This window comes from Photobacterium indicum, from assembly GCF_003026215.1.
Classification (GTDB): domain Bacteria; phylum Pseudomonadota; class Gammaproteobacteria; order Enterobacterales; family Vibrionaceae; genus Photobacterium; species Photobacterium indicum.
In genome coordinates this window covers 1,212,710-1,227,797 of record NZ_PYOC01000001.1, presented here as the reverse complement: position 1 = coordinate 1,227,797, position 15,088 = coordinate 1,212,710, and the positions used below count along the sequence as shown (strand labels likewise).

At 38.0% G+C, this 15,088-nt stretch carries 15 protein-coding genes and 1 pseudogene; 5 read left to right on the top strand and 11 right to left on the bottom strand.

The genetic code is table 11. The annotated features are described in order from the left end of the window. Nucleotides 1–36: 36 nt before the first annotated feature. The 6 genes and pseudogenes from C9J47_RS05455 to cobU all read right to left on the bottom strand — a co-directional run bounded on the left by C9J47_RS05455 (nucleotide 37) and on the right by cobU (nucleotide 5,439). Nucleotides 37–1,218 carry a hypothetical protein gene (locus C9J47_RS05455; RefSeq protein WP_107252579.1) on the bottom strand — a complete coding sequence of 394 codons (1,182 nt, stop codon included), beginning with the start codon at nucleotides 1,216–1,218 and terminating at the stop codon, nucleotides 37–39. A gap of 14 nt (nucleotides 1,219–1,232) precedes the next feature. Then, the gene (locus C9J47_RS05450) at nucleotides 1,233–2,048 is read right to left on the bottom strand and encodes a hypothetical protein (RefSeq protein ID WP_146150834.1); all 816 of its coding nucleotides are present in this window, start codon (nucleotides 2,046–2,048) and stop codon (nucleotides 1,233–1,235) included. Nucleotides 2,049–2,475: 427 nt separating this feature from the next. Then, on the bottom strand, nucleotides 2,476–3,726 hold the full coding sequence (locus C9J47_RS05445; protein ID WP_107252577.1) for a tyrosine-type recombinase/integrase: 1,251 nt from the start codon (nucleotides 3,724–3,726) through the stop codon (nucleotides 2,476–2,478). 199 nt (nucleotides 3,727–3,925) lie between these two features. Beyond that, nucleotides 3,926–4,063: pseudogene (locus C9J47_RS05440) on the bottom strand (nucleotide-binding protein); the annotation flags it as partial. A 105-nt stretch (nucleotides 4,064–4,168) separates the two neighbouring features. Next, the gene (locus C9J47_RS05435; protein ID WP_107252576.1) at nucleotides 4,169–4,789 is read right to left on the bottom strand and encodes a histidine phosphatase family protein; all 621 of its coding nucleotides are present in this window, start codon (nucleotides 4,787–4,789) and stop codon (nucleotides 4,169–4,171) included. A 71-nt stretch (nucleotides 4,790–4,860) separates the two neighbouring features. Then, a complete protein-coding gene (gene cobU / locus C9J47_RS05430; RefSeq protein WP_107252575.1) occupies nucleotides 4,861–5,439 on the bottom strand; it encodes a bifunctional adenosylcobinamide kinase/adenosylcobinamide-phosphate guanylyltransferase in 579 nt (192 codons plus the stop codon). A 215-nt stretch (nucleotides 5,440–5,654) separates the two neighbouring features. Between cobU and C9J47_RS05425 the strand changes: the two genes are divergently transcribed. Together C9J47_RS05425 and C9J47_RS05420 are read left to right on the top strand one after the other, a co-directional pair. Then, nucleotides 5,655–6,497: a CPBP family intramembrane glutamic endopeptidase gene (locus C9J47_RS05425; protein ID WP_107252574.1), complete on the top strand. Its 843-nt coding sequence runs from the start codon at nucleotides 5,655–5,657 to the stop codon at nucleotides 6,495–6,497. 95 nt (nucleotides 6,498–6,592) lie between these two features. Further along, nucleotides 6,593–6,985: a YgiW/YdeI family stress tolerance OB fold protein gene (locus C9J47_RS05420; RefSeq protein ID WP_107252573.1), complete on the top strand. Its 393-nt coding sequence runs from the start codon at nucleotides 6,593–6,595 to the stop codon at nucleotides 6,983–6,985. Between the two features lie 140 nt (nucleotides 6,986–7,125). Here the strand turns inward: C9J47_RS05420 and C9J47_RS05415 are convergent, their stop codons facing one another. Continuing rightward, nucleotides 7,126–7,626 carry a ComEA family DNA-binding protein gene (locus C9J47_RS05415; protein ID WP_107252572.1) on the bottom strand — a complete coding sequence of 167 codons (501 nt, stop codon included), beginning with the start codon at nucleotides 7,624–7,626 and terminating at the stop codon, nucleotides 7,126–7,128. Nucleotides 7,627–7,838: 212 nt separating this feature from the next. Here C9J47_RS05415 and C9J47_RS05410 point away from each other — a divergent pair, with 212 nt between their 5' ends. Beyond that, nucleotides 7,839–8,117 carry an Mpo1-like protein gene (locus tag C9J47_RS05410; protein ID WP_245903294.1) on the top strand — a complete coding sequence of 93 codons (279 nt, stop codon included), beginning with the start codon at nucleotides 7,839–7,841 and terminating at the stop codon, nucleotides 8,115–8,117. 101 nt (nucleotides 8,118–8,218) lie between these two features. On the opposite strand, the gene C9J47_RS05405 is transcribed toward C9J47_RS05410, so the two are convergent. From C9J47_RS05405 to C9J47_RS05390, 4 genes are all read right to left on the bottom strand, one after another. Beyond that, entirely contained in the window at nucleotides 8,219–9,034 is an 816-nt protein-coding gene (locus C9J47_RS05405; RefSeq protein ID WP_006229809.1) for an alpha/beta fold hydrolase, read from the bottom strand. Nucleotides 9,035–9,136: 102 nt separating this feature from the next. Beyond that, complete coding sequence (locus tag C9J47_RS05400; RefSeq protein WP_107252571.1) at nucleotides 9,137–10,486, bottom strand: MATE family efflux transporter; 1,350 nt, start codon at nucleotides 10,484–10,486, stop codon at nucleotides 9,137–9,139. Nucleotides 10,487–10,628: 142 nt separating this feature from the next. After that, nucleotides 10,629–11,207, bottom strand: coding sequence for a nucleoside triphosphate pyrophosphohydrolase family protein (locus tag C9J47_RS05395; protein ID WP_006229807.1), 579 nt, complete (start codon nucleotides 11,205–11,207; stop codon nucleotides 10,629–10,631). A gap of 250 nt (nucleotides 11,208–11,457) precedes the next feature. Then, a complete protein-coding gene (locus C9J47_RS05390; protein ID WP_107252570.1) occupies nucleotides 11,458–12,249 on the bottom strand; it encodes an HAD-IIB family hydrolase in 792 nt (263 codons plus the stop codon). Nucleotides 12,250–12,442: 193 nt separating this feature from the next. Between C9J47_RS05390 and C9J47_RS05385 the strand changes: the two genes are divergently transcribed. Continuing rightward, on the top strand, nucleotides 12,443–13,147 hold the full coding sequence (locus C9J47_RS05385) for a glycerophosphoryl diester phosphodiesterase (RefSeq protein WP_107252569.1): 705 nt from the start codon (nucleotides 12,443–12,445) through the stop codon (nucleotides 13,145–13,147). A gap of 227 nt (nucleotides 13,148–13,374) precedes the next feature. Further along, the gene (locus C9J47_RS05380; protein ID WP_107252568.1) at nucleotides 13,375–14,658 is read left to right on the top strand and encodes a cation:proton antiporter; all 1,284 of its coding nucleotides are present in this window, start codon (nucleotides 13,375–13,377) and stop codon (nucleotides 14,656–14,658) included. Nucleotides 14,659–15,088: the final 430 nt, after the last annotated feature.

Sequence of the window (15,088 nt, the reverse complement as noted above, 5' to 3'; positions counted from 1 at the left end):
CACTCTGAATTAACCATGCTATGGTGATAGACTGAGTCAAAACTTTGGAACTAAAGGTCGGATGGTAAAAAAACCATTGTTAAACCCCCATCCTTCATAATTTTCATAAAAAATATTAACTTGAGTTTCACTTAAATAACCAAAACCCACACCATAATGGCTCCCTTTATCTGGCCGGGTAACTTTTAACTTATTCAAATAAAACTCCAGTGTAAACATCTCTGGATATATAACATTTGATAGAACATAGTCCTTATATTTGTCTTTTATTTTTACCATTTCAATACTTGCTTCACGCTCTGTACTGAAACTCTTTATAACTATTGTAAGATCATCATTCTCCATACCTTCTATTTTATTGCTATATACATCAAGCCTCTCTTTTTTTGGGTGTTCTTCTATATCATTAAGAGCAAAAAGAACGACATTATTTGTATAATATCCTTTATTTACACCACCTCTAGGCAAAACAGTACCAATCCATATTTGATCGATATAATCATCATTAATATACCCCTCTGAGTTAATTGCAGTAGGGAAAAAATCAACCACACTCTTATTACTGTATTCTTTTAACTTACTTAGAACCGCCTCATTACTATCATTCAAATATAAATTCAAAATAAACTCCATCACAAGAATGTCATTATACCATCTCCATGAAAACTTAGATTTATTTAACAAACTAGAATCGACACTATTAACTTCATTTAAATACTCCCTAGCCTCCTTAAGATATGAGTCACAATTTTTCCTTTCTTGATACTCACACAAAGATAAATTATAAAAAACCACACCAAGTATAGAAATTACCGCACTTCTACTATAAGGGATTTCATTGATGACATTCTTATATATATCGATCTTCTCAATTATCTCATTTTTACTCGATTCGTTTGTTAAACTTATCTTACTTGCATCATCCATAAGCCCAGGGTAATTATTAATATATTCATCCAGTATATATATAACTCTAATCAAATGTTTTTCAGTTATTTTATTTTCACTTGAAATTTTTTCAATCCCTTTTATTGATACAAGTTCTATAAATTTATACGCTTTTAAAAAGCTATTTTTATCATAAGGCTCAGTGTTAGCTAATTCTTCACATCTAATTATATTTTGTGGTAACAAACATAAATCTATTACATCTTCAGCTTGTACATTATAAGCCAAAGCTAGAGAACACAGCGTGAATATTTGCTTAATTATATTCATCGTACTTATTACCTTTAAGGGGTTGGTGTTACACTTTGCGTGACTTTACCTGAGGTAGCTCTTTGTTTTTGACATATATTTAAAAGCTCTTCAACATCATTGAATTTTATTATAACCAAGCTTTCAGCAGTATTATATATAATCTGAAAAAGTAATGAGCCATCATCAAGTAAAGATTTAGCGCTAATTAAAATATCTTTATTAATTTTTGTGTTAGCTTTCACTTGAATCCCCTTAGATGTCGAGACAATATCATCCTCCTTATTATCAAATGAAATTGATTCATATGTTATTTTGTCAGTTGGCAACTTACTACACTGAGTAACAAAGTATAAATTACCGATCTTTCCTAGATTAGGTATGACCTCCTTGAGCTGTCCTATAACTTTTTCATGGTTCTCATCAATCTTTTCATTAACAATCTCATTAACCTTTTTGTTTATTTCTTCTTCGGTATTTTTTACATCTTCTGAAAGAAGGTAATATGATGAACCAATTGAAAAAAATAAAATAACGAACATTGCTAGTGCACCTTTAATATATGCACCATGTGACTCAAGGTGACCATATGAATTCATATAATTTGCAAACATAATGGTAAGCATACCACAAACAGAAACGCCCAAAAGTAAAACCCCGATTGGCTCAAATACATTTCTATTAAATTCTTCCTTATAAACATTTGTCACAAATAATAAAAGCAGAGAAATAATCAAAAAAAGCACAAATGAAATGAAAAATAAAAAATTTATTCTACTTTCTTCAATTGAGTACTTTCTTTTTTCATCTGGAACAGTTACATCAGTTGCTTTTTCACTAGTATCGTTCATGTGAGTCATATCTATTAATACCTGTCATAAGATATTAGCTCATATATCCTTACACGCGATAGAATAACACCTTATGTCTCAATAATCATACACAAAGATCTAACAAATCACTCTCGAATAAGATGAAATGTATTAAATATCAATAATATAATTACCATTAATGCGATAAAGTATATTATCAAAACAAATAATGACAACGTTTTATCTGTTACTAGAGCAAATTAACATTTGATGCTCTCTCGTTCTAATAAATACCTTATTATAAGGGAGAGTGGGTCAAATGATGATTTGGCTAACTAAACAGTAAAATCTAGATAACTTCAAAAGGGGCATAAACCTGTTTGTGCGAGTGCATGTAACCTGTCAGGTTTAGTCAAACCCTGACAGGTTAAAACTCAATTAATCCGCTTCACTATTTATTAGAGAGTTATGATGCAGATCCTAGCTGTGAAATGTGTCTTTGGTTACTTAAAAAATCACTTACTTTCTTTTGGATATATTCACACCATATGTCATAGCATTCACGCTGTTCTTCTAAATAATCATAATCCACATAATGCGCCATAACACCTTTGTGGACTTTATGACCTAGCATTGTTTCACTTACGTAGGGCGGAAACCTGAGTTGTTCCCATGCATTTCTCGCTGTTCTACGCATGTCATGATTACGAGTTTCTGTGTAACCTAAACCTGACATCATTTGGCCCAATACCAATGATGGTCTATATGGCGTTTTTTGATCAATAGGCTTATCAGCAACAATATAATAGCGAGGGAACATATATTTAAAATCAGGAGCTATATCTATTTGCTGCCTAATGATCGACTCTGCCATTTTAGGGATAGGACGAGTTATTTCAGCTTCTAGCTTACTCCCCATCTTGTTATTAATAACTGGGACCGTCCAAACCATTTTATCAAAATCGAAATGTGACTTTTCAGACAGTCTTAGCTCACTAATTCGAGAACCAAAAATCATAGTGAGTTTTAATAAGTTTTTCATTGTCTCATGATACGGAAGCGTATCAATACAAACCCACATGGCACCAATTTCAACTTCGGTAAGTTTACGCTTCACTGGTTTACTTATTTCTCCAACATCACGTCCCTTTAAATGGTTTAAGTGATTTTGCTTGAGAAAACCATGTCGAATACCGTAATTCAAAACACTCTTTAGGCGGTACAGCAAACGAGTAGCATGTTTTGCCCCTGCTCTTTCTCTCTCGATCTGAAACATACGCACATAATCAGAAAGCTCAATGTCACCAGCCTTGTAATCACCAATATGAGGAACAACAGAGCGTTGTAGCAAACTATTTATACTTTGCCATTGTTTATTAGTTTCCATCAGTGAGTGTTCGACATAATACTCAATAAGTGCCGATATGGTTTTGGGTGAGTTAACACCAAGTTTGATGTGATCGCTTCTCGGGTCGATGCCTTTAGAAACTAAAGCCTTGTATTCATCACGTTGGTCTTGAGCTTCTTTGATCTTCATGGCTGGATACTCCCCCAGCTTCACCCGAGCAGGGGCACCATTGAAGTTATATCTAAGAACCCAAGTAATTTTACCTTTAGGACTAATGCGAATAGATAGCCCTTTCCCATACGCAATTTGTGGTGCACCGCTATATGGTTTACCTACAGCATTTCTCAAAAAAGCATCTGTGATATTCATTGCCACCCCTAAAACACATCAAGATTTGGTACACACTTGGTACACTTTCTTGTTTAAATCTCGTTGTTTTAGGGTATTACAAATTGGTACTTACTGTCATTATAAAATCAAAAAATATTTCATAAGCCACTGTTATTTAAGGCATAACTTAGCAATAATTATAACTAAATGGTGTTCGATGCAATGCAATAGATACAGCCGCCACATTTTGAGACTTGAATGGCGCTACCTTTATACATTTTCGCGCAAGTACACGGCATAAACCCGCTGTAAGTACACTTTTACCTGCGTCTGATGTTGTTCCCTGAACCATTAAAGCTTGCGTGGTTAGTTGCATCTGTTTCTCATTATGTATTCGTTTAATATTTAAGGTTTATTTTCAGCATATATAATGAAAGCGCTCGTTAATACGAGTAGTAAATGGGTACACAATACTGAAAATCTAAAATTGCTGCTGTGTTGGCCATTGGATCTGAGGCCAATCTTTTCCTTGTTCATCATGAAAAATAGTGACACGGTAACGTGCAGCATAAGGCAATTGTATTCGGTGTAGATAACTCGCATTCTCTGGCATTTCTAATAAAATACGCATCAGCTGTCGCATTACACCTGAATGCGATACCAGCAGTATTTTTTTACCTTTGTGCTGTTCAACTAAATCTAACCAAGCTTGATGAATCCGTTTGTCAAAATCCACTAATGCTTCACCACCGTGTGGGGTTTCTAACCAAGGGTTTTGCCAATAGCGAGTTAAGACTTCCTTATGTTCTTGCCATAACGTTTTCTGTAATTGTCCGTCCCAGTCACCAAAATCCATTTCTTTCCAGCAATCGAGCTGATGAAGAGGAACAGAGTGCTGATTGGCCGTTAATTGAGCAAAATTACTACACCGTTGCAACGAAGAAGTAACGACCACATCTACACTATCAAGATCAGCGATTGCCGTCGCCATTTGACTTAAACCTGTCGAGGTAATTGGAAAATCTGTATGCCCTCTTAGGCAGCCATCTCCTTCTGGCAACCCATGACGTAATATATCAATCCGTGTTTGCTGTGTTGTCATCTTCTACATCTCCTTAACGACTATAACTACATCGCACTTATTCCTGCACAAACTCTGTGAATACTAGAAAGCTAATTTAACGCAGGACCTTTCAACACTTGAGGTAAACCAGCAGTCACAAATACAACACGATCAACTTGTTTTGCGATGGCTTGATGTAACCAACCACTCTCATCGACAAAGCGCCTTGATACTTCACCAAGCGGCACTATGCCTTGTCCTACTTCATTACTGACCAGAATAACACGCCCTTCAGCTTCAATCAGTGCCTTTAAAAAGCCTTCCTTTCGATCAGACCAGCCAGCGTTCTTATGGTGATCGTTATGCTCAGATTGTTCAACAGTGCCAAATAGGCAATTCGTTAACCAGAGTGTTAAACAATCGATTAATAAACATGTGCCCTTTTTACTGTGGGTACGAATAACCTCAGCCAAATATAATGGCTCTTCTATTACTGGCCATTGGTGAGGGCGCTGCTCTTTATGCTGTTCAATTCGAGCCGTCATTTCATCATCACCCGCAGTTGCTGTCGCAACATAAGTAACAGTGAGGCCTGATGATTCCGCAAGAGCCTCAGCAAGGCTACTTTTGCCCGACCTAGCACCACCTAATATAAGTTCTATTCCTTGAAAATTATCTTGAATACTCACTGGTATATTGTCTCATTGCTAAACGCATCAATATATTATCTGTTTAGCTCAAAAATGTATGCTCTGTTAGCAGCGAACCTCGTTATTAAATGACCCTATTTTTCTAAAGCGGAGATTTTGATTCAAACAATTCAACGGTTTATCGGCACTAAACGCTTCACATCAGACATAAAATTGTTATCATTTGTATTCTTACACTAACACATTGATTAACTATGACTTTTCCCAACAACTTATTACCAGAAGCTATAACTTGGTTGCTGCTTGGAGCAACGGTTATTACTGCGTTTATTCAACCTCGATACTGGCTACACCTTCTTGTTATCACTTTTGCCAGTGCCTTATATTTCAATAACGTAAATTTCGTGGGTGTATTAGCCATTAGCGCTGGTTTAATAGTTTCTGCACTAGCAAAAGAAGCTAAGGGAAAATGGAAAGTAGCATGCCACTGCTTGGTTGTTATGTGGTGTCTAGCCTTGGTATTACATCTTATACCTGGCTTCAACAACCTATTAGTACTTGATAAGGTGATTACAGGCCCCGAAAGTATTCCATTTACGCTTTATTTAAACTTAGATAAACCAATGATCTTCTTTGGTTTATTACTGTTAGTACCAACTATGTTGGGAAAACGAAACATACTTTCTTCAAAACAAATATCGATATTAGCTATTAGCTTCATTTTGTTGCCAGTGGTTCCACTCGTATTAAGTTTAGTAAAACCTGAATTATCAGTGCCTAGTTGGTGGTGGGTATTTGCATTAAACAACCTGCTATTCACTTGTGTTGCAGAAGAAGCACTCTTTCGTGGCTACATTCAGCGATTACTGACTCAACGTTTCAATCCTCTTGTTGGTATTGGCATCGCAAGCCTCTTATTTGGTGCTGCACATTTCGCAGGTGGCCCACTATTCATTGTTGTCGCGAGTTTAGCCAGTCTTCTTTATGGTTTGACCTATTACTGGTCAGGAAAGTTAAGTTACGCGATTGCTATTCACTTTGGTTTTAACATGGTGCATTTATTATTTTTCACCTACCCATTAGCAAATAATATCTAAATAATGAGTATATGAACGAAATCTGAATAACCGCCTCACGAATGGTTCAGTTGAAGTGTTGTTTAATAGCAACATCAAAACAAGGAGACGAACTCATGACTAAATTAATTTCTGTAAAAAATACTGTTATCGCAATCGCATCTGCAATGATCTTAGTTCCAACACTCGCTTTTGCAGGCGATCATAATGAACAGAAAGGCGCTGTTATTTCTTACTCAGGCCCGATTGATACGGTAACAGTTGCCGAACTACTCGACAGCACAAGCATGTTTACAGAGCGAAATGCAGTTGTTGAAGGTAAGTTGATTAAGCAAATCAATGCCGATACATTCATTTTCAGTGATGGCACGAAAGAAATTCAAGTTGAACTAGATGATGATATTCATTTACCACAAGTAATTGATGCAACGACAAAAGTACGATTGTTTGGTGAATACGAAGGTGGAAATACCCCTGAAATCGAAGTAGACCGTGTGCAAGTATTATAAAAACACGTATACAAGAAAATTAAAGGTAGCCACGTAATATCGTATGCACCCAACACGGCTCCGCTTAGCTAATTGAATGAAACGCATTAGGTTACTTATAATCTGATGCGTTTTTCATTCTAAACTACTATACCCAAGTATTAGTACTTCAGATATTTCTTCATATTACCCACGCTTTTATCACCTAACCCAGGTACTTTAGCTAAATCACTTGCTGATTTAAACTTCCCATTATTTTTACGATAATCAACAATTGCTTTAGCTTTCGCATCTCCAATGCCGGGTAGTGAAGCTGCCAGATCTTTCGCAGATGCCGAATTAACATTAACGGCTTTTAAGTTTTTGGTTACTGCACTTTTTTTCTGTGCATCTTCTAATTGGCGGCTTTCAGTATTACCGTGCATCTTGGTACTGGTGTTTTGCCTTGAATCATTATTAGCCGTTTTGTGTTTGGTTACATCGTCTTTTTTTGCGGTCTCTTTCGCTTTTTTCTTTACGCTATTAATACAATCAGTTTTCTTTTTTGTATCTGATTTGTATTTCGTTTCACATTTTTCAATTTGAGCCTTAGTACTGCTTGTTGTCGCTTGCGTTGTAAAAGGTAGTAAAAACAGTAAGGTGATAAATAATGCCCGTATCATTGTCGCTCTCCCAGAAAAAGCCTTCCTCTAATTAAAGACCACTAACCAGAAACATCCACCTTTCGATAACTTGGGTATATAATCTCGTTATATGCGAATAGCTTGCTAAATAGGGAATGAATGAAAACACTTGAACAATGGTTCACTGAATATGGTGCTTACCGTCATTCCGGTTTTCTGGCGTAGACCTTGAGTGGCTATGGTTAATACTGATGCCTGTTCTTTTCTTCTACTACGGATTATCACGGAAAGTATTTACCATCATGTCTTTGTTTACTCTTGCTTGTGTGATCGGTATAGAGATACTTTTCCAGCTGAACATCAATATATTAAGCCTTAGCTTAGGCCTATTTATTGCTTTGTGGATTTTACAGTTTATTGGGCACAAAATTGAAGGGAAAAAACCGTCGTTTTTCGAAGATTTACAATTTTTATTAATTGGTCCAGCGTGGGTCTTTGCCTTCTTTATCCCGCTTTCTGATTCGAAATAAGCCTAATCACACCCAATCAGCATAACCAGAATAAAAACGCAGCGATAACTAGTCGCTGCGCTTGCTTATCTCTTATATGTGCTTTAGACGTTTACAGAAAACTAGGCATGCACATCATTCATAAAGCTTAATAGCTTCTCAGTAACAACAGCTGGCTGTTCTAAGTTACAAATATGCCCCGCATCTTGTACAACAAAGAACTGGCTGCCATCAATCGCATCATGCATAAGCTGAGCTTCTAGTGGAGGACGTGGCATATCTTGTACACCAACCACAACAAGCGTTGGTAAGGTTAATTGCTCAACATCATCAAACGTATCACGACGGCCAAACACCATACGACCAATATTGGTTACATCAACAGCCTGTTGACCTTTGATTGATGATAAGTGCTCACGGAATTTTGCCACCAGCGCTGGATTTGCTTGTTCAGCATTACGTGCAAAAAACATTGGCGTAATTACATCGATCATTGGTTCTGGAACATGTTGAACCTGAGCAATAGTATCTAACATAGCGAAATATTTCGCATGCATCACTTCTGGCTCAAAACCAATAAAAGTATCCATTAATACTAATGACTTGGTACGCTCTGGTGCAATAAGCGCTAATTCTGCCCCCCACATACCGCCAACAGACAAGCCTATAATTGAAAATGAATCAATCTGAAGGTGATCAAGTAAACTTAACACATCGCGGGCATAATCTTGTAAGTTTTGTGTTTTTTGTGGTGCTGCATCTGAGCGACCATGGCTCCATAGATCTGGAACAATGCAACGATAATGCAGGCTCAATACCTCTAACTGAGGTGCCCACATTTCGTTATCCCACAAATAACTATGACCTAAAACCAGAACAGGACCTTCACCTATATCCACATAATGCATGGTTTGGGTGTCAATAGTGAACGTATTCATTAGCTAATCCTTTTTCTTGTCATTTTGTTATTTATTTTAAGCACATACTAGCAGCTCAACAGTAAAAAACTCATCGGTTCTCTAATTAATAATCTTCAAACATTATTCTGTACAGTACTTACGTATAGCGACATTAATACCTTGTTGGTAAAGAACCCATGCCATAATGCCAGCAGCAAAGTTGCCCACCATAGCACCGATGAATAAGCCATTAAGCCCCAACAATTGCGTTCCAAGCCACAGTAAGGGTAAGAAACAAACAAATAGGCGTAAACCTGATATCAATAAAGCACGCATTGGCAATGCAAGTGCATTACAAATCGATACCATCAACATACAAATACCCAATGAGCCTAAGCTGATAGGCACCCAAGTCAGATGTATGAGCAACACACTTCTCACTGATTCCTCACTTGTAAGCAGCTCTGCTAAATAAGGTGAAGCAATAAACAATACCGCTGCAACGGCCAACTGCCAGCCCAATAGAAACTTAATACTAATGTTAACCAACGCTTTAATTCGATGAATGTCTTTTTCGCCGAGCATTCGACCGACCATTGGGGGCATCGACATAGTGAGAGCTAACACCACAACAATGGAAAAGAACTCTAACCGCGAGCCTAGAGCCCATGCGGCAACCGTTGCCGCACCAAAGCTGGCGACTAATTTCGTCGCAAACATCGAAGACAGTGGTGGTAATAGCTGACTTAACATTGCAGGTGCCATTATATTACCCAGCTCTTTTATTGATGCGGGAATATCGAGCCCTTCAAATTGAAAGCTCATCCAATGGCGTTTAATGACTAAGGGGAAAACGGCTAGCATTCCAATACCAAATGCAACAATCGTAGCCCATGCAGCCCCCACTAAACCCATATCAAAGGTGAATATAAACAGAGGATCCAGCAGCATATTCAAAATACTGGTTACCACCATCATTATGCCAGGTAGCATGGTATTGCCATTAGCACGGCACAGGCTGTAAGCAAAATAAAGCATCGCCCCAGTCCAAGAGCTGCCTAGCCATACTGGCCAATAAGCATCAATAACAGGGTAAACATTCAAAGGGGCATCAAGCAGGCTTAATACTGGACCACGAAGTAACCAAATAAGCCAGCAAATGGCAAATACACCAATACCACCCGTTATCACAACTAACCCACCTAGTTGTTTGGCTCGTTCTGGTTCATTGGCTCCTAACACCCGAGAAATCAGTGAAGTTGTTGCAATACCTAAACCGACTTGAAGACCAATAATCACCATTTGCATCGGTAAGGTAAAACCTTGAGCTGCAAGAGGTAGTACACCGAGCTGACCGATAAACGCACTATCAACAAGCTGAAAACTCAACAACGAAAGTACGCCAAATAGCATTGGCCATGTCATTTTAAATAGCTGACGAGCAAGTTCAGACTGAGAGATTGGCGCTGATGATACCGTTTGTGAATACATGGTTTTATTACTGGGGAAGAATTAGCTGGGTAGTTTACGGGGTTTGAAGAAATACCTAAAGAAGAAATAAAAGAGAAACGCCTTCTACTTATCATCAAAATGAGTAAGTAGAAGGAAATAGCAGCGTTATTTAATCGTTGAATTAACGAACAACTAACTTAACGAGATCCGCTGGGCGATAGTAAACAGATTTTAACACTTTACCCTGACGAATGATTTTACCATTTAAATCAATGTCTTTTGCACATTTAGCAATGATGTATGCGCCTTTCTGGCTGCCCGTAATCTCTACACCTTGCGTCGCGTAATGTTTTTGAGTATCTGTAAATTCAGATTCATTCCGGCACACTTTGCTCATGTTGCTTGAATGCACTTCATCCCAACATGCGACAAAATCGATCTCTAAACGTTCTGCAACTTGAAGAAGTAAATCAATAAGGTAGCTAATACCAATATTGTCTTCTACTTTCTTTTCGCCAAGATGAACTAAACGCCCCATTAATACATAGATTGAATCAACAATCGCATCTGCTTGCTCAACCAATGAATCAGCTTCTGCTAATTCAGTTAGCTCTTCAACGGCCAATGATGTGTGCAAGGTATCGCTTTTGTCGTTCATTGTTTCTGGCGATTCAATATCTAAATCGAAAGTACTGCGAAACTCATGAATGTCACGGTAAAGGTGGTCATAAAGGGGTTGTTCAAGCACAGAGAGTTTCATTCAAGGTTCCTTGTTTCAAAGATAAGCGTAGCTGCCATTGAAATGAGCTCAATAGACAATAAAAGCTAGACTGACAATTCAACATCTAACTCGCTAACAAGAAGGGAATACTAATGGAATCTGCCTTCATATACAAAGCCTATTGGCATAGAAATACAGCGCTAGCGGTCACTTAAATAACAAAGAGCAATAAAACGGATAGCGTATTTTTCTATCCGTTTATAGTTCGTACAATTTGCGCGATTGTCGGTTAACGACGTTTCATATCAAGTAACTGCTTGGCAAACTCGGCAAAACCAAAACCACCAGGTTGGCTCATGACTGTAGAAGGGTGATGACTCAGCTTATCCCAATAATGTTGTATATTGGCAACCCCAACTGTTTTAGGCAATGCCTCAAACATAAGTTGATCATTCATTGAATCACCCACATAACAAGACAGGTTTAGTATCTCGTATTTTGATAATCCCTTCTCTGCTAAATATTGTAACGACGTCGCTTTTTTCGAATGCTCGCCATACCACGCATTAATATGAATCGAGCTGGCTGTTGCATGTGCGCCTAACGCATGAATTTTAGCAACCACTTCTTCAATAATCGTATCATCAACACGCGGGCGATTCTGCCCTATATCAATCGCGACTTCGCATAAACGGTATGACTGATCGAGTGTTAAATTAAGATCTGGATAGTCAGTTAAAATCGCGAGAACTTGCTGCTTTAGTTTCGTTTGCTGTTGCTCTATTTCATTCATTGTACGATCGGCACGGAGAGTTAAATAACCATCCTGCTTTTCCATAATGAAAGCACCATTTTCGCCCAAAATTGCATCAACAGGCCATAGCTGAGCAATATGATCACACCACCCTGCACAAGCACCTGTAACAGCTACCACTTTTATACCGGCTTGCTGTAATTCAGCCAACGCAATCAAGGTTTCTGGCGGTAATTTACCTTGCCATGTTAGTGTGTCATCAACGTCGGTTAATACCCATTCCACATTACTCCAGTCAGGAGTTAATTCGTTTTGTACCGAATTCATTTCATACACCTCTAATACTTAAAGCAAATTCGGCAAAAACATCACCAAGCTTTCTGAATAAGTTAAAATCATTAACACCTTTAATAGCACAATTAGCAGCAGTTAACAGCGAGTAGACTTAATTGTTATTATACCAAGCTATCTTGATGTAACTTAGGTATAAATATTAAATGAACATTTACTGGATAGCATTATGATTACAGGTCACCGTGGCGCGGCAGCACTCGCGCCAGAAAATACGCTTGCAGGCATTCAAAAGGCAGTCGAATCTGGTATTAAGTGGATCGAAATAGATACGCAGCTTAGTGCGGATAAAATCCCTGTCATTATTCACGATAAAACAGTGAAACGTTGCACTAATGGTAAAGGTCGCGTGGGTGACTTAACGCTTGCTGAACTAAAAGTGTTAGATGCAGGAAGCTGGTTTTCAAATGAATTCAAAGGTGAAACGATACCAACACTGGAAGAAGCCCTTTTAGCTTGCCAAGAACATAATTTAAATATGAATCTTGAAATAAAAATTCATAACGAACATGAAGTAAAGCCCTTGGTTGAAAAGGTAGTGGAAACGGTTAAGCACCTGAATTTTCCGATCGAAAAGTTGCTATTTTCCAGTTTCTCGAAAAATGCATTAGTGCACTGCCAAACCTTGTATCCTGAAGTGCGTCGCGGTTTTATTACAGAACACAAACCATCCAATATGCTAGATACGATTAAACCACTCGATCTTTATAGCCTTCATATTGATCACCGCATACTGAATGAAAAACTAGCTAAATCGATCAAAGAAACAGGGTTAACATTAATGATTTGGACGTTAAACGATCCAAAGAAAGTCGACAAGTTTACAGCATGGGGTGTTAATAACATCATCACAGATAAACCCAACGTATTTTAGCTAAATATAAAACACCTACCACTTTAGGGTAAATGACGTGCTTCTACATTACTTCTAGCACGTCATCAACACCCATTTCCGCATCATTACTTTACAAAATCATAATGATGGGAATTATTCAAAATTGCCTATTATATGCACCCACGCCTCAATGCTCTTATATTTCACCACAATTGAGGTAAATAATAATTCACGAAAAGCCTAAGAATATTAGGAGCACATAATACATGTCAGTTTACGACACCATCTGCATTATCGCTGCAGTTGCCGTCTTCATCTCGATGTTCAACCACCGTGTGGGGAAGTTTCAAACTACCATCGCTATTACAGGCTGGTCTGTCATCATCTCACTTGCGTTACTGTTTTTAAGTAATATGAATTACATTCCGCTCAATGAAGAACACGAGCTGATTAACATAATTCAAAACATTCAATTTGATGACTTCTTGTTAAAAGGTGTTCTTGGATTTCTACTTTTTGGCGGTGCATTAAATATAAAGTTATCGCACCTTAAAGATCAAAAATTCGAAATTACCATTCTTGCACTTGCCAGTACCCTTTTTTCAACATTTTTCATTGGTACGGTGTTATGGCTACTCTTCTCGTTAGTCGGCATCAACATGGCCTTTATTCATTGTTGTTTATTTGGTGCACTTATTTCACCTACCGACCCAATCGCTGTATTAGCCATTGTCAAAAAGATGAATGCACCACAACGCATTTCAACTCAAATCGAAGGCGAATCACTATTTAATGATGGTATTGGCTTAGTCATTTTTGTGACCTTGTTTGAAGTCGCTTTTGGGGAAAGTGCCCCCACGGTATCTAGCACAATTGCACTTTTCACTCATGAAGCATTAGGCGGTATCGCTTTCGGCTTAGTGCTGGGTTTAGTTTTTCATTACTTAATCAAGCATCCACACGACGGAATGATGCGCTTGATCCTCACCATGCTAATTCCAACAAGTGGTTATGTTGTCGGTCAGCACTTAGGGGTGTCTGCACCGCTTGCTATGGTTGTTTCTGGCATCATGATTGGAAACTGGACACGTAACAGTATAGCTGAAGATGAATCACACCAACTCAATCACCTATGGGAACTGGCAGACGAAACTCTAAACGCCATTCTGTTCCTGTTAATCGGTTTAATTATGCTGACATTCAGTTTTCATTATATCGATATTGTTGCAGTCGCTATCGCGATTCCACTAGTGCTGTGCAGTCGCTACCTCAGTGTAAAAATAGCTTATCTAGGCTTTAATCGATACCGCACGTATAACCCAGAATCTGTCAAAATTCTTACTTGGGGTGGCTTACGTGGTGGTTTAGCACTAGCGATGGCGATGGCAATTCCATCAGGCATTGCAACAGGGTACAGCCCAGAAATAGATGTTAAAGAAATTATCGTATTAATGACTTATGCCGTGGTTGTATTCTCGATTATTGTTCAAGGCTCAACCATTACCCCTATGATTCACAAAGCGAAAGAACTTGAAAAAACAGGTTACTAAGGAGCAAATATGTACTGGATTCACCATCACCATATGATCATCGCCTTTATTGGCCTGTTAGCCGCTTTCGGCGTTGGTTTACTAGGAATATCCAAACAAGGTAAAAGCACGAAATAAAACAAAAAGCCGATGCCTACCAAATTTACCTATTTGGTGGGTATCGGCTTTATTATTTAGATTGAGAGTTAAGCCACATCAACAAATCCCATCAAACCCAAATTCCAAGATTCAGCCCCTTTTCAATACAATCTGATACTCAATTGAATTATCAACGAGAATAATTCTTAATCGCACAATACAGGCTTTCATTACTGGTCACAGGGCAAGAAGTAAACAAAACTGTTTTTATCTTTGAAAAACCATAATATTTGGCAAGAATCTTACACTTTAAATACTTTAAAGACGCCATTTAGGTTAAATAATCAGCGAT